The organism is Ellagibacter isourolithinifaciens, assembly GCF_008831035.1.
Lineage (GTDB): Bacteria > Actinomycetota > Coriobacteriia > Coriobacteriales > Eggerthellaceae > Ellagibacter > Ellagibacter isourolithinifaciens.
The window spans coordinates 1-15,620 of the sequence record NZ_WAJR01000019.1; the positions used below are offsets into that span (position 1 = coordinate 1).

The 15,620-nt window shown below is 63.1% G+C and carries 12 protein-coding genes and 2 tRNA genes; 3 read left to right on the forward strand and 11 right to left on the reverse strand.

Annotated elements, in window-relative coordinates; all coding sequences use genetic code 11:
* Window positions 1-27 precede the first annotated feature (27 nt).
* From F8C90_RS07590 to rlmD, 9 genes are all read right to left on the reverse strand, one after another.
* Window positions 28-1,320 carry a Ni/Fe hydrogenase subunit alpha gene (locus tag F8C90_RS07590; RefSeq protein WP_158049921.1) on the reverse strand — a complete coding sequence of 431 codons (1,293 nt, stop codon included), beginning with the start codon at window positions 1,318-1,320 and terminating at the stop codon, window positions 28-30.
* 7 nt (window positions 1,321-1,327) lie between these two features.
* Window positions 1,328-2,122, reverse strand: coding sequence for an NADH-quinone oxidoreductase subunit B family protein (locus F8C90_RS07595; RefSeq protein WP_158049922.1), 795 nt, complete (start codon window positions 2,120-2,122; stop codon window positions 1,328-1,330).
* Between the two features lies 1 nt (window position 2,123).
* Entirely contained in the window at window positions 2,124-3,035 is a 912-nt protein-coding gene (locus F8C90_RS07600) for an FAD/NAD(P)-binding protein (protein WP_158049923.1), read from the reverse strand.
* The gene (locus F8C90_RS07605) at window positions 3,025-4,062 is read right to left on the reverse strand and encodes a 4Fe-4S dicluster domain-containing protein (protein ID WP_158049924.1); all 1,038 of its coding nucleotides are present in this window, start codon (window positions 4,060-4,062) and stop codon (window positions 3,025-3,027) included. The genes F8C90_RS07600 and F8C90_RS07605 overlap by 11 nt, the downstream gene beginning before the upstream one ends.
* Before the next feature lie 251 nt (window positions 4,063-4,313).
* A complete protein-coding gene (gene ndk / locus F8C90_RS07610) occupies window positions 4,314-4,721 on the reverse strand; it encodes a nucleoside-diphosphate kinase (RefSeq protein ID WP_158049925.1) in 408 nt (135 codons plus the stop codon).
* 60 nt (window positions 4,722-4,781) lie between these two features.
* Window positions 4,782-6,146 carry a tetratricopeptide repeat protein gene (locus F8C90_RS07615; RefSeq protein WP_158049926.1) on the reverse strand — a complete coding sequence of 455 codons (1,365 nt, stop codon included), beginning with the start codon at window positions 6,144-6,146 and terminating at the stop codon, window positions 4,782-4,784.
* A 39-nt stretch (window positions 6,147-6,185) separates the two neighbouring features.
* Entirely contained in the window at window positions 6,186-6,713 is a 528-nt protein-coding gene (locus F8C90_RS07620) for a peptidylprolyl isomerase (protein ID WP_158049927.1), read from the reverse strand.
* Between the two features lie 244 nt (window positions 6,714-6,957).
* A tRNA-Glu gene (locus F8C90_RS07625) sits at window positions 6,958-7,032 on the reverse strand.
* A 63-nt stretch (window positions 7,033-7,095) separates the two neighbouring features.
* Complete coding sequence (gene rlmD / locus F8C90_RS07630; protein WP_158049928.1) at window positions 7,096-8,448, reverse strand: 23S rRNA (uracil(1939)-C(5))-methyltransferase RlmD; 1,353 nt, start codon at window positions 8,446-8,448, stop codon at window positions 7,096-7,098.
* 76 nt (window positions 8,449-8,524) lie between these two features.
* Between rlmD and F8C90_RS07635 the strand changes: the two genes are divergently transcribed.
* Window positions 8,525-8,600, forward strand: a tRNA-Arg gene (locus tag F8C90_RS07635).
* Window positions 8,601-8,676: 76 nt separating this feature from the next.
* On the opposite strand, the gene cydC is transcribed toward F8C90_RS07635, so the two are convergent.
* Together cydC and F8C90_RS07645 are read right to left on the reverse strand one after the other, a co-directional pair.
* Window positions 8,677-12,198 carry a thiol reductant ABC exporter subunit CydC gene (gene cydC, locus F8C90_RS07640; protein ID WP_158049949.1) on the reverse strand — a complete coding sequence of 1,174 codons (3,522 nt, stop codon included), beginning with the start codon at window positions 12,196-12,198 and terminating at the stop codon, window positions 8,677-8,679.
* Between the two features lie 291 nt (window positions 12,199-12,489).
* Window positions 12,490-13,476: a glycosyltransferase family 2 protein gene (locus tag F8C90_RS07645; RefSeq protein WP_158049929.1), complete on the reverse strand. Its 987-nt coding sequence runs from the start codon at window positions 13,474-13,476 to the stop codon at window positions 12,490-12,492.
* A 267-nt stretch (window positions 13,477-13,743) separates the two neighbouring features.
* On the opposite strand from F8C90_RS07645, the gene F8C90_RS07650 reads away from it, so the two are divergent.
* Together F8C90_RS07650 and F8C90_RS07655 are read left to right on the forward strand one after the other, a co-directional pair.
* A complete protein-coding gene (locus tag F8C90_RS07650) occupies window positions 13,744-14,160 on the forward strand; it encodes a GtrA family protein (RefSeq protein ID WP_158049930.1) in 417 nt (138 codons plus the stop codon).
* 24 nt (window positions 14,161-14,184) lie between these two features.
* Entirely contained in the window at window positions 14,185-15,609 is a 1,425-nt protein-coding gene (locus F8C90_RS07655) for an MGDG synthase family glycosyltransferase (RefSeq protein ID WP_246155850.1), read from the forward strand.
* The last annotated feature ends 11 nt before the right edge of the window (window positions 15,610-15,620 follow it).

Genomic DNA, 15,620 nt, shown 5'->3' on the forward strand with positions numbered 1-15,620 from the left:
GCCCATCTCGGAAGCCAGCTTTCGCCTTTAGTGAACGCTGCAGGAGAGGCAGGGGTCGTAGGCTCGCACGAGCTCTTCCACCCGCAGGCGGATATCGGCCTCGGCGGCGCCTTCCGCCACCATCTTCTCGGCGAGAACGCGCATGTCGCCTTCGAGGTTTGCGACGTTTTGCGCCGTGGGCGTGAGAATCGACGCATGCTTCACACGGCCTTCCTCGTCGAGCTCCAGGTCATGGAAGAGCACGCCTCGCGGAGCCTCGGTGAACCCGGTCGCGCGACCGGCGCGCACTGTGAAGGGCACAGGCTCGCTTGAACCCGCAAAGCAGCTGTCGCCCTCGGCGAGCCTTCGCGCTATGCCCGCGCAGCGATCGAGCGCATCGACGAGCTCGACTGCCTGCGCGACGTTGTTGCGGAAGGGGTTGCGCTCCGGCGGACGAAGCCCCGCCTTTGCAGCGGCAAGTCGCGCACGCTGACCGAGCTGGCCCCACGACGCGTTGATGCGCGCGAGCGACGCCGTCATGTACGGCTTTCGGGACAAGCGAGAACGCGCGAAGAGCGCGCCGGAATGCGGCACGGCGTATTCCTCGACACGAGCCTCGTGGTCGTCGGCGTCGAAGGTTTCCCCCGTGCCCACGAACCGCGCGTCGCGCGAGGTGCACACCGGGTAGTGTCCTTCCTGAACCATGGCGAGCATGTCGCCCGCCGTTTCGATATCGGGAACAGGGAAGCTGTTGAACAGGTCGACCGTCTGCTCGGCGAAGGGCAGCATCGCCTCCATCTTCTCAGCGAGCGCCAAGTACTCATCGCGCGAGATCTCGTTCGTGAAGCCGCCCACGACCGCCGTGATCGGGTGCACGGAGCGCCCACCCACCTTCGTGCAGAGCTCGTTGCCCAATGCCTTTAAGGCAAGCGCCTGATTAAACAGCTCGGGTGCCTCGGTGGCCAGCGGGAACACGCTCGCATGCCCCGTGAAGTCGGGCGCGGCGAACACGAACAGGTGCGTCGCGTGATTCTGCAAGTACGACCCGTAAATCAAGAGCTCGCGCAGGGCATGCGTGCGGTCGCTCACCTCGATGCCGAAGACGCGCTCGATGGCCAAAAGATCGGTGACAACATGGCTTGCCGAGCAGATGCCGCAGATGCGCGAGGCGATATAGGGTATCTCGGAAAACGTGCGGCCGCGCACCATGCTCTCGAACAGGCGCGCCGGCTCCACGACGTTCATCTCGCAGGTCGCGACCGCGCCATCCTCGATCGCGAGGTGGATATTGCCGTGGCCCTCGATACGCGCGATATGGTCAACGTTGATCGAACATCTCATCTTGCGTCTACTCCTCGCTCGCCTCGGAAAGGGCTGGGTTCACGTAATTGAACATCTGAAGGGCCTCGTCGAAGGCCGCAACGCTCACGCCCGACTCGGCGCACACCGCCCGCGCGGCGGCCACGTTCGCATCGGGGGAAAGACCCGCGCAGCCGTTGCAGGGACGGCCAAGCGACGTGCAGCGCGCACCGCACCCGCAGCGCGTGACGAGCCCCAGGCACAAAATGCCGCGGCCGAAGAAGCATCCGCGGTCGTTGTGCTTGCACTCGCCGCACAGCGTCGCCGTCTGCGGCAAGCGATTCGAGCCGTAAATCGCGCGCTGCAGCACGTCGATGAAGGCGAAGGTGTCGATCGGGCAGCAGAGCACCTCGAAATCGACATCAATGTATGCCGAGATGGGCGCAGGATCGACAAGCTCGCCGCACGCCTCAGGCACACCCGCCTCGCCGTAGACGGCAGCGGCACCCGCCTCCACATTGCCCGCCGCCATGCCGGGGATACCCGCCGTCGTGGCGCATGCCCCCACGGCAATCACCGCGCTCGCCTTCTTGCGCACGGCCTTGAGGGTCTCGATGGCCTCGGCGGTCGTCGCCGCGCCCTCGATTACCGCCACGTCAAATTCCTCGGGCATGGGATCGCTCGAGGCAAGCTGCCAATAGCACAGGTCAATCTGGCCCAGCACGTCGAGCAGGTAGGGCTCGGCGTTGGTGATCTGGAGCTGGCAGCCAAAGCAGCTCGCCAGGCCCACCACGACGACGCGCGGTGCAGCCGGGCGCTCGCGCTCGAATTCAAGATTGCTCATGCTACATCGACCCCTGGATGTTCTTGGCTTCCCAGTAGTTGAACACGGGCCCGTCGATACAGCAGTACTGGTGCCCGATTTGGCAGTGGCCGCATTTGCCCATGCCGCATTTCATATGCCGCTCGAAGCTCATGTAGATGTGGTCGTAGGAAATGCCCTTCTTGCGCATCTCCTGCACGACGAACCGATACATCACCGGAGGTCCGCACAGCGCACCAAACGTGGTGTCGGGATTGATCTCGAGGTGCTCGAACGGCTTGGTGACCAGGCCTTCCTCGCCGTCCCAGGTCTCGTCGGCGTGATCGACGGTAAGGTAAAGGTCAAAATCCTTGCGATGGCGCCACATCTCGAACTGGTTGCGGAACATCACTTCCTGCGGCGTCTTGCTGCCGTAGATGATGGTGACCTTGCCGAAGTCGGAACGCTCGTCGTGAATGTTGTTGATAAGGCTACGAAGCGGCGCGATGCCAAGGCCGCCCGCCACGAGCAGGATGTCGTGGCCGCGCATCTTCTCGAAGGGAAAGCCACGCCCGAAAGGCCCGCGGATGCCCACGATGTCGCCGCACTGCATCTTGTGGAGCGCCTCGGTGAAGCGGCCCGCGCGGCGCACGCACAGCTCGATGAAGCCGCTCTTCGATGGCGAGGACGAGATCGAGATAGGCGCCTCGCCCACCCCGAAGATGGAAAGCTCGACGAACTGGCCGGGCTCATGATGGAACGCGTTGCGGATGCATTCGTCGACCAGGCGGAACTCGAAGAGCTTCTCGGTCGCGGTGAGCTCGGTGATCGACGTGATGCGCGCCGGCCACGGGCGATACGGGTTCGCGGCCATGCGCTCGGCGCCGGTCATCGGAGACCCGGCGTCATGGAAGGGATGCACCTCGATTGCGGAGGCTGCAACGTTATTCGGCATCGTCTGCCCCCTTTCGCTCGAAGAACTTCAGCACCTCGATGGGATTGATATTGGCCTTGCAAGCGCGCACGCAGCGCCCGCATCCCACGCAGAGCATGCGGTCGTGCGTGGCAAGAAAGCCGTTGAGCTTGTGATACATGCGATGGCGCACGCGGTTGCGCCCGTCGGGTCGGAAGTTGTGCCCGCCCGCCACGACGGCGAACTGCGGGTTCATGCAGCAGTCCCACACGCGCTCGCGCGAGCCGTGCTTTCCGTCGGGGGTGCGCACGTCGCGGATATCGAAGCAGTAGCACGTTGGGCACGCCGAGGCGCACGCGGTGCACGACAGGCAGCGTCCGCCGAGTTCCTCCCAGAAGGGGTCGGAATGGAAGGCATCCATCAGCATGGCGACTTCCTGGATGTCGGGAATTTCCTTGTTGAAGGCCTCCTGACGACGGCGCGTGACATGGCGGAACTCCGCCCGCTCCTCATCGGTCGCCTCACGAGGAGAGCATGCCGCCTCCAGGATGTTCGCAGCCTCGACACTCGAGATGCTCACCAGGTACTTCCCGCCAATATCCTGCAGGAACAAATCGTAACCGAAGCGCGCCTCGTCGGAGCCCCACAGATGGCAGAAGCAGGTGTCGGTCGGCATGCAACTGATGCCCACGATAAGCGTGGCGTTGCGGCGCGCCGTATAGTATGGATCGGGGTACGGTCCGTCGCGGAACACCAGGTCAAGGCTGTTGAGCGCATTGATGTCACACGCATGGGCGCCGAACACGACGCGCGGTGCGACGGGCTCCGAATACTCGGTGACGTCGTTGGTCTCTGTGTCGAAGGTGAGAAGCGTCTCGCGCACCGGCAAGAAGAGCTTCTTCAGCGGGGTGATGGTGGTCGTGTAATCGAGCGCGATTTCCTCGAACGATTCAACCGTAGAGTACGCATGACTCATGCCGCTCTTGACCGGCGCAATCACCTCATAGGTTTCCAAGAAGGCCGACACAAGCGAAGGGAGCTCGCTCGCGTCGATAACTCGATAGAGCATACGCACGCATCCTTATCTCGTCTGGGATTACTTCGTGCGCGTATCATGCTACTCCGACAAGCGCACCCCAAGAGCAACGTATCGACCAATGGCGCGTTTCCCCGACTCGGGATGGATGGGATTTCGTGTCTGCGCGCTACCGTCTCACCCCTCGAAACGCAGAAAAGCCGGCAAGCCATGAGGGCTTGCCGGCTTTCGGATGCGCTTGGGAGGCGCGAGAGTGCGCCCGAAGACGCTCGCTCAATTGCAGCTTATGCGCCGAAGAACACCTTAATCTCGCGCTCAGCGGACTCGACGGAGTCGGAGCCATGGATGACGTTCTCGTCGACGGTCAGGCCGAAGTCGCCGCGGATGGTGCCAGGAGCAGCATCGGCGCAATTGGTGGCACCCATGAGCTTGCGCATGGTAGCCACGGCGTTCTCGCCGGAAACAACCATCTTCACAACCGGGCCGGACGTGATGTAGGAGATAAGACCCTCGTAGAACGGCTTGCCCTTGTGCTCGCCGTAGTTCGCCTCTGCCTCTTCGAGCGTCACCATGCCGAGCTCCATGCGCTCGATCGTGAGGCCAACGCGCTCGATGCGGGAGATGATCTCGCCGATGTGGCCGTTGCGCACACCGTCGGGCTTGATCATGTTGTAGGTCTTCTCGATTGCCATGCTTGTTACCTTTCTTGTTCGCTACGTTTTATTCCCACGCGCCCAAAGCGCGCGAAATAGTTAATTTTGGCTGGGGAAATAAAGCTCAACGTTCGAAATCTTCCAACCGACGAGATCGCGAACCATCGAAATCTTGTATTGCACTTCCCCGCCCTGATCGGTGGTCGCCTTCACGTAGACGGTCGAGTTGCTCATCGACTTGTCGACGCCGAGCACCTCTGCGGAGGAGTCGGTCACGATCGGGCCCGTGAGCGAATCGACGTCCTCGACGTCCTTCGAGAACAGGGCATCGGAGCCGGACGGGTTCGCGAGCAGCTCCTTGGCAACGCTTTCCTGCGTCGGGAAGCCGTAGCCTTGGGTGTAGGCGAACACGGCGGCGCCGAGCGCGAGGATGATCACGATGATGATGGCCACCACGATCTTGAGGCCGACGTTTCTGCGCTTGCGCTCCTGCTTGGCGATGCCGCGCGACCACTGCTCGAGCTCTTCGTCACTCGCGGTGAAAAAGCGGTCGTCGTTGCCGTCCGCGTAAGCTTCCGGATAACCCGGCGCGCCTTCCATGGGGCCGTCGTCGTAATAGTACGGATCCTGAGGAACTGCTTCAGCAGGGTAGCTTTCAGCCTCGGGATATACCGCCGTACCATCGGCGACCACGTCGAAGCCCGACATGTCGACAGGCGCGAGCACCTGCGTGGGCTGGGAAGACGTCCCCTGAGCCACAGCGCCTACCGCGCGCTGGTAGTCAACGCTCGCGGAGTCGGAGAGATAGTACGTCTTGTCGGCGATTGCCGACTCGAATGCGGTGACTGCCTTCGCCATCTCGCCGCACGCGACATAGGCCTGGCCCAGATTTGCGTTGAGCTTGTTCTTCATCGCCTGAGACATATCGAATTGGAACGCGCTCTCATAGGACGCGACCGCATCCGCCGGACGATTGAGAGCCATGAAGCAAACACCCAGGTTGAGCAGCGCCTTCGTGGGATCGGGATTGCCCTCGTCAAGCGCTGCCTCGCGAAACGCGACGCCCGCCTCTGCGGTCTTGCCCACCTTCATGTACGCGTTGCCCATGCCGATGTAGGCCTTGTAACGCGCGTCGTATCCCTCGTCGGCCACCGCGGCCTCGAAATAGTGCACCGCGTTGTCGTAGTCGTGGAGCGACGCATATGCCATGCCGAGATTGCAATCGACCGCGCCCTTCATGTCGTAGGCGGGATCGGCCACGGCCTGTGTGTACGCTTGGATGGCCTCGTTGGCATCCCTCAGCTTGATCAGGCAGTTGCCGATCTGGTGGTACAAACGCCCCGTCTCGCCAGGCGCCGGCGGCATAGCCTCATCCTGCAGGCACTGCGTGAACGCCATGAGCGCGCCCTGGAAATCCTTGGCGTCGTAGAGAGATTGCGCTTTGCTGAAAAGCTCGTAGTTCATCTGGTTCCTTTGATCCGGGCAGAATGCCGGGATATCGGTTTATTCGTTGGCGTTCTCGATCTCGATCTTCTCGATCACATCGCCCACGCGAAGCTGACCGATGACGTCTTTGCCCTCGATGGTCTGGCCGAACACGGTGTAACCGTCATCGAGGAAGGGCTGCGCGCCCAGGCAGAAGTAGAACTGGGAGCCCGCGGAGTTGGGGTTCTGCGAGCGGGCCATGGCGAGCGTGCCGTCCTTGTGCACATTGTTCGGGTTGGTGGTGTACTCCTCATGGATGGAATAGCCCGGGTTGCCCGTGCCGCAGCCGCGACGAGAACCTTCATTGATGACCTGCTCGGGCGTGAGGTCACGCGTGTTCGGGCAGCCGCCCTGGATGACAAAGCCAGGGACGTAACGGTGGAACTTCAGGCCGTCGTAGTAGCCCTTCTGGGAAAGCTCGACGAAGTTGCCCACGTGGATGGGGGCATCGTTGCCGGCGAGTTGCACGCGGATAGTTCCCTTGGAGGTGGTGAGGACGGCGATTTCGTTGCCGTTCGGCTTGTATTCGGGGGTGTACAACGCCATAAGGCGACTCCTTTGCGTTTCCTTGACTCGCAGGGCGGCCTACCAGGCTGCACGGCGAGCAGATGATTGCATACGAACCTGTATTCTACCAGTATGCGGCGAACATGATGCAAAAACCGCAATGTTCGCAAACGAAGGCAAAACCAGAAGATACGCGGGTAAGGGGCAAAGGAACAACTACCGCCGTTTTGGCGCGCATACGAAAAACGGGCTGGAAGATAACTACCAGCCCGTTTGTTTTAAATGGTGCCCCCAACGAGAATCGAACTCGTGTCTCAGCCTTGAAAGGGCCGCGTCCTAACCTCTAGACTATGGGGACGAAGTCGCTTCCTTGCGAAAGCAGCCAGGATATTATCGCAAAGGTCGCGGCCCTTGGCAAGAACTATTTTGCATTTTTCTGCACAAAAATGCTCACGACCTCGACGTGATAGGTCTGGGGGAACAAATCGACCGGCTGCGCGTAAAGCAGCTTGTAGCCATTTTCCTCGAATCGGGCCACGTCACGCGCCCATGTCGCGGGATTGCAGCTCACGTACGCCACGCGCTCGGGGCACGCCGCGGCGATGCTCTCCACCACGCCGTCTGCCAGGCCCGCACGCGGCGGATCGACGACGAGCGCGTCGAGCTCGCCCAGCTCGGGAAGCTCGCGGGCCGCATCGCCGCCGATAATCTCGATGTCGACCCCGTTGGCATCGGCGTTGCGGCGCAAGTCGCGCACGGAACTTCCCGCCGACTCGACGGCAATCACATCGGCACCCGCCGCTGCAAGCGGAATGGAGAACGTGCCGCCACCCGAGTACAGATCGGCAATGAGCGTCTCGTCAAGGCCGACAGGCCCCTCATCGCCCACTTCCCCACCGAGCCCGCGAATGACCTCGCCGATGAGCTTTTCTGCCTGCGCGGTGTTCACCTGGAAAAACGACGGCGCCGCCACACGGAAGGTGAAGCCGAGCAGCTTCTCCTCCCAAAAGCCCTTGCCGTCGAGCACCTCCACTCCCTTGATCTTGCGCGCGCGACCCGGGTCGGCAAGCACGCGCACGATGCTCGTGGCCTTGAACGACCCCTTGAGGATGTTAGCCACATGGCCGCGCGGGAAGGCGGCGGGCGTCGTCCAAAGTGCGACCTCGGTGCTGTGGGTGCGCACGCTATGTCGCACGCCAACGCGGAAAATACCCAGGTCGTCCGCACCTTGTGCGAAGCGGAGCGCCCCGCGCAGCGCCTTAGGGGCACGCTCGATCTGCTTGTAGGCAACCGGGCACGTAGCGCTCGCGACAACGTCTTGACAACCTTCATCGTGGAAGCCCAGCTGGAACATGCCCGCCGCATCGAACGCCGCGCCGAGCTCAATCTTGTTGCGATATCCCCACTGCCGCTTGCTTCCCAGACAAGGGCGCACGAGAGCAGCCGCGCGCTCGTCCCCGAAGCCGGCCGTGCGCGAAAGCGCCGCAACGACGTTGTCAGTCTTCGAGGCAAGCTGGGTCTCGTAAACGAGATGCTGCCAGGGGGCGACTCCTTGCGAGGACGGCTCCGCCCAGGTGGGGGCCACACGGCACGCCGCAGGCTCTTTCACCTCGACGATGCGCGCGCGGGCGAAAGAGTGCTTCTCCTCCGTCAGCTCGATAGCGAGCACGTCGCCCGGTGCGCCGCCTTCGACGAACACGGCCTTCCCGCTCGCGAGATGCGCGACCGCCTCGGGGCCGAATCCCATGCGCTCGATCGTTACGATTTCTCCCATGCCCTTGCCCGTTCTCCCTCATTTTCGATATCGATGTTTGCGATTCACCCATGATAGCGTATAATTCCTGGGTTGTGCCCCTGTAGCTCAGGGGATAGAGCGTCTGCCTCCGGAGCAGAAAGCCACAGGTTCGAATCCTGCCAGGGGCACCAGAGTAGAATGAAAACGCCAGGCCGCAAGACCTGGCGTTTCTTATTGCGAGGCTAACCGGATAATACGGCGACAGGTTTAAGACACCCGGCCGTGCTCGACCGAGTAGGTGGCATCTGCGATGGCAGCGGCGCTTGGACGATGGCTCACGAGCAGCACCGTCTTCCCCGCTCGATTGCCGGCGAGCGCCCGCAGCACGGCGGCCTCGTTCAGGGCATCCAGGTTGCTCGTGGGCTCATCAAGCAGCACGAAGGGGGCGTCGTGCAGGAACATGCGCGCGAGGCCCAGCCGCTGGCGCTCGCCGCCCGAAAGCGCGTCGCCCAGCTCGCCCACCTGGGTATCGAGACCCGAAGGAAGCCTGCGAACGAAGTCGGCGATGGAGGCCTTCTCGCACGCCGCCATGATTTCCTTATCGCTCGCGCCCGGTTTCGCGAAGGCAAGGTTGTCGCGAACGGTGCCCGCGAACAGGTGCGTCTCCTGCGTCATGAAACCCTCCACCTGGCGCAAGCTCGCGGTGGCTACGCGGCGAACGTCGTGCCCCGACACTTCGATGGCGCCACTATCGACGTCCCAGAAGCGCATGAACAGTTTGAGCAGGGTCGACTTCCCTGACCCCGAGCGACCCGCGATGCGAACCACCTGACCGGGCCTGATACTCAACTCGACATCGGAGAGCACGCACGCATCGCCGTACGAGAAGTCGGCATGGCTTGCCGCGGCACCGTCGAACCCGTCAAGTGACGCGCCTTCTTCTATCTCCTCGGTCTGCGGGCTCTCGTCGAGCACATCGAGCACACGAGCGCCCGATGCGAGCGTCTGCTGCAGCGTCGAACCCAGGTTCGCCACGGCGATGACCGGGCCGAACGACGACATGAGCGCCGCACACGCAATCGCCGCCGGACCGAAGGCGATCATCCCGCCGTTCGCCAGGTGCATCGCCGCAAGCAGCATGCCCATATCGAGCGCGAGCACCACCGCACCCGTCGCCGCCATGGCCGCCGCCGTGCGATCCTTCAGGCGTCCTTCCACCTTGGCGAGGCTGCCCATGCGGCAAGCCAGCTCGTGTGCGCGGTCGGCGGCGCGCCCGAACTGCAGCGTTTCGCGCAGACCGCGCAGGCTGTCGAGCACGAACGCGTTCATGGAGCCGATGGCGTCGCGCACCTCGCGCCCGCCCGTGCCGCTCGCCTTCGACGAGATCCACGGCACCGCAATGCCCACGACCGCATAGGAGAAGGCCGCGTAGAGGGCCAAAAGCGGCGAGAGCGTCGCCGTGAACGCCACCATGACGACCGACACGACAAGGGCAATCGCTGCGGGCGAGAGCGTGTGCGCATAGAACACCTCGAGAAGCTCGATGTCGCCTGTGAGCAGGGACACAAGGTCACCCTTGTCGCGGCCCTCGAGCTTTGCGGGCGCAAGCGTGCGCATCTTGCCGAACACCTTGTCACGCACAAGCGCGAGGATCTTGAACGCCAGGTAGTGGTTGCACAGCTGCTCGCCGTAGCGAAGCGGCCCGCGGACCACGCCGCACACGACCACGAGCGCGCACGCCGCGCCCATGGGGAGCGCACCCCACACGCCCGCCGCGCCGAGCAGGCCGTACGCTGCGAACACAGTGAGGAAGATCGCCGCGAGAAAGCCGAGCACGCCCAGCACGATGGCAAGCGCCATCACGGGAAGAAGCGGGCGCGTAAGCCCCACAAGCCGCGCCATGATGGAGAAATTGGAGCGGCGGCGCGGCGCTGCGGTGCCCGACGCCCCACGTCGGTCGGTACCCGCGGCGCAAACCGGCTCACCGGCTTCGCCCGGCATCTCCAGAGCGTCCACGCCCGAAACCGCGCTCGGGGTCACCGCGCTCGAGGCGGCATCCCCGTCGCTCTGCGCGAACGCCTCCAACTGCGACTGGCTCTCCCACAGCCGCGCATAGGCGCCTTCCCGTGCGAGCAGCTGGGAGTGCGTGCCATGCTCCGCGAGTTTTCCCTGCTCAAGGACATAAATCGCATCGGCTTGCTCGATTGCCGACAAGCGGTGCGAGATCATGATGACCGTGTGGCTGCCCGCAAGCTCGCTCGCGGCTGAAATGATAGCGGCCTCGCTTTCGGCGTCGATATTGCTCGTGGCCTCGTCGAAGATGTAGATGGGCGAATCGTGCAGCAGTGCCCGGGCGAACGCCAGGCGCTGGCGCTGGCCGCCCGAAAGGTTCGCTCCCTCGGCTGCAATCTCCATGTCGAGCCCACCTGATTCGCGCACAAAACCCGCCAGCCGGCACTTCGCGAGGGCCCTCCACAGCTCCTCGTCGCCCGCGTCGGGCTTGGCAAGCAGCAAGTTCGAGCGAAGCGTTCCCTTGAACACGTAGCTCGAAAAAGGCACCGTGGTGATGGTCTTGCGCAGCGACTCGGCCGAGATATCGCGCAAATCGATCCCGCCAATGCTGACCTCGCCCGTATAGCGCGCGTTCGTGCCCGACAAAATGCCCGCAAGCGTCGACTTGCCCGAACCGCTCTCGCCCGTCACGCCGATGAAGCTGCCGCACGGCGCCGAGAAGTCAACCCCCTCAAGCACCTGGCGCTTCCCGTCGTAGGAGTACCCGACACCGCGGCATTCCACGCGCGCATCGTGCGGATCGACCTCGCAGGCGCCGTCGACGGGCAGGGGCGCATCGAGGATTGCATACATCTTCTCCGCCGCAGCCATGCCGCCCATGGCCGTGTGGAAGAACGAGCCCAGCGTGCGCATGGGGATGAAGAACTCGCTCGACAGAAACACGATGGAGAAAGCCGCCGCGAACGTCGCCGCGCCGCACGAGAACTGCCACAGCACGGCGACCATTCCCACCGCCGCGCCGCCGAACGCAAAGAGATCCATGACAGTGATCGAGTTCAACTGCATCGTGAGCAGGCGCATCGTCGCCTTGCGGAAGCTCTCTGCCGCCCCGTTCATCTCCTCGTGCTTGCGCGCGTCGGCGGAATAGATCTTGAGGGTCGTGAGGCCCTGGATCGCTTCGAGGAACATGCTGCCCAGATCGGTGTAGCTGCCCCAGTAGTTGCGCATGGTACGGCGCGCAATTTTCTGCACGCAGACGATGGATGCGGGAATGAGCGGCACGCACACGAGCAGCGCCACGGCAGCGGGAAGCGACAGGGGCGAAAGCGCCACGAACAGCGTCAAGGGGGCGAGCAGGGCGTAGAAAAGCTGCGGCAGGTATTGGCCGAAGTAGCTCTCGAGCTGCTCGGTGCCCTCGACGCTCACCTGCACGGCGACGGCCGTCGCCACAGTCTCGCTGTAAGCGGGCCCGAGCGCTGCGAGCTTGTCGTAGACCTGCTGGCGGATGGAACATTTCGCGCAAGAAGCGGCCTTACGGCCCATGCGCTGCGCCGCCGTCTGGCACACCATGCGCACTACGATTGCCGCCGCCGACGCCGTAAGCACACCAATCGCCATGCCTGCGTCAGCCGCGCCCTCGAGCGTCGCCTGCAAGAACAGGCCGATGACCACGAACAGCGCGATATTGCACGCAAGGGCCACCCATTGAAGCGCCACGTCGGCGACGATGAACTTGACAGCGCCCGGCACCATCGAAAGCAAACGTTTATCGAACACGTCTTCCCCGTTTTCATTCATGCGAAGCTTGAAAGTTATACGTGGCTAATGGTAACCCACGAGATACTTTTTGTGGGGAGAAAGGCGGAATGACTACTCAGGCGGCACAAAACACCTGTTAGGAAAGCCGCAGTTCGCCTGCAATCGCATATGCCCACGTCCCGATACACAAAGAGGGTTGAAGCCGCCGCACGCTGAGCGAGCACACGGCGCGGGACCGCCTGGGCACGCTCGACGCCACCACCTGAGGCTGCGGGCGCGGCGGGACGCTGCCACCAACTTATTCCGCAGCTATGCGTGCGTGGTCTTGCCGCATTCCTCGTAAATGCGCGTGACCTCGAGCTCGTATTGCTTGCGCGCTCCCTTCACCACCGTGTCCAGGATCAGGCCGCACGAGAACGACATCATCCCCAAGAAGATGAACGCCACGGCCAAAAGCGCGGTCGGCAGCTTCGGGACGAGCCCCGTATGAGCGAACTCCCAGATCACAGGCACGCCGAACAGAAGGCCGACCACGCACAGCAATAGGCCCAGAAGCGAGAAGAGCGCGAGCGGGCGGTAATCTTTGAACAGCGAGAGAATCATCATGAGCACCTTCATGCCGTCGGAGAAGGTATTGAGCTTGCTTTCGGAGCCCTCGGGACGGTCGCGATAATCGATAGGAACCTCAGCGATGCGCCATCGCTTGTCGACCGCGTGGATCGACAGCTCCGTCTCGATCTCGAACCCCGGCGAGAGCACCGGCATCGACTTCGCGAACACCTCGTTGTAGGCGCGATACCCCGTCATGACGTCGGAGAACTCGAACCCGTAGATCGCCTTGATGAGGAAACGGACGAGATTGTTTCCAAAGCCGTGGAAGGCGCGATCGTTTTCCTCGCCGTAAGTGCCGTTTGACAGACGGTCGCCCACCACCATGTCGGCCTCGTCGTTCATAAGCGGCGCCAAAAGCTCGGGCGCGGCCTCGGCGGGATAGGTGTCGTCGCCGTCAACCATAATGTAGTAGTCGGCGTCGATATCGCGCATCATCTGACGCACGACGTTGCCCTTCCCCTGGCGACGCTCGACGCGAACCTGCGCACCATGCTCGCGCGCGATGTCGCCCGTGCCGTCGGTGGAGTTGTTGTCGTAGACGTAGATTGAAGCGTCGGGCAAGACGCGCTTGAAGTCGTCGACCACCTTCGCGATAGTGAGCGCTTCGTTGTAGCAGGGAATGATGACGGCAACGGAGGGCTTCCCCGTGCGATCGGTGGTGTTATCGGCAGCCTCAAGGCTCATGTAGGTACTCCTCGCGAATACGTGCATTGCGACGCGCCGCAGCGCGCAACTCAAAACTTCTAACCAGTGAATGCTAGGGGATGAAAGCCCGAACCGAGGCGGCGTCAAGGGAAAAACAGGGAATCAGAGGAGAACGCGCCGCGAGCAGCTCGCTGTGATAGAGTTCACGCGGGCTGAAACCGCCTGCGCGCGAGACTTGAGCGCGCTTATTGGGACCGCATAGGGGGCGCACGCTTGAGACGCGCGCTCGAAAGGCACTCGGATATCGTGAAGAAACTTATCGCACAGCTTATGAAATTCGGCGTCGTCGGCGTGGTCGCCTTCATCATCGACTACGGCCTGCTCGCTCTTTTGACGGAAGTTTTCGGCGTGAACTACCTGGTGAGCGCCACGATTTCTTTCACCGCGTCCGTCATCTTCAACTACCTGGCCTCAATGCGCTACGTTTTCACCCACAAAGAGGGGATGAGCCGGCGCCGCGAGTTCATCATCTTCGTGACCTTGTCGGTGATCGGCCTTATCATCAACAACCTCTGCATGTGGGCAGGCGTCGAGCTCGCGCATATCCACTACCTCATCACCAAGATCGGCGCCACGTTCATCGTCATGGTGTGGAACTTCGTCACGAGGAAGATCTTCCTCGATGGCGGAGACGCGCCCGCCGAAACGCCGAGCGAGAGCTAGACCACAGCGTTTACGATGGAAACTATGGAACACACTGGCGAAATGGACAACGAGCTCGCGCAGCAGCCTACCACGCCCGAAGGGGCATCGGGGGTTGCGCGCAAAGATGCTCCCGAACAGGTGCTTGCCGACACAAACGAGGGCTCGCCCGACGACGCATCCGAGCAGCAGCCCGGGGCCAGCACCCCCGACGACGCAACGCGCCCGACGGTCATCGTGATGCACGCCTCCGTCGGCTCGGGCCATCGCAGCGCGGCGAACGCTGTCGCGCAGGCGCTCGAGCTTTTGCGCGACGACCCGTCCCTTCGCGATGGTGTCCCTTGCCCTGAGGACCTGAATGTCGAAGTGCTCGACGTGCTCGGCTTCGGCCGCATGCGCATGAACGGCGACAAGATGGCGTCGATGTTCACCGGCCCGACGCGCCCCATCTACGACCTCACCTGGCGCTACACCCTCACGGGGCGCCTTCTGTGGGCAGGCGGCACCGCCTGGTCGCGCATCATGTTCCCCCGTTTCACCGAGCACGTGCGCAAAACCAAGCCCCTCGCCATCGTCTGCACGCACATCACCGCCGCCAACGTCGCCGTCGGCGCGCGCATGATCACCGGGCAGTCCTTCCCCATCGTATGCGTCCCCACCGATTACGAGACGGAGGGCATGTGGCCCCATCTGCACAGCGACCTTTTCTGCGTCGCAAACGAGTCGATGGCCGAGACCCTGCGCCCGCGCAAAGTGCCCGAAGAACGCATCACAATCACGGGCATCCCCGCGCGGCCCGCGTTCCGCAAGACCTACGACAAGGCCGCAGGGCGCGAGAAGTTCGGACTGCCGCAGGACAAGCGCATCGTACTGGCGCTCGCGGGCGCGTATCTCCCCACGCCCTACGTACGCTTTCGAGAGGCGCTTGACAAGATGCTTCCCTACCTGCACCGTTTCAAGAACACCCACCTCGTGATCGTGGCGGGCGCCGACGCGGAATACGCCGCCCATCTGCGACGGGAATGCGAGGAGCTGGGAATTTTAAACGCCACGGTGCTCGAGTACGTGGAAGGCATGGCCGAGCTCATGGCCGCGAGCGATCTTGTGATTTGCAAGCCGGGCGGGCTCACCGTGACCGAGTGCCTCTGCGCGAAGGCGCCCATGATCCTGCTCGGGCGCGCCTATGGCCAGGAGAACATCAACGTGCGCATGCTGACCTCGCTCGGTGCCGCCCTGCACGTGACGACCGCGCGCGAGCTCGTCGGAGCGATGGGGCATGTCGATACGAACCCCGCCATCGTGGAGGCGATGCTCACGCAGGGCTCCTTCCTGCGCCGCCCGAACGCGGCAATCGACATCGCTCGCAACGCATTGCGCCTGGCCGCAGCCGAGCCGAGCACTGATGCACGTATGCGCAAGAAGCACTTCCTCCACTTCTACTGGGGGCACACCCCCGCACACATCCGCTAATGCACTCGGCA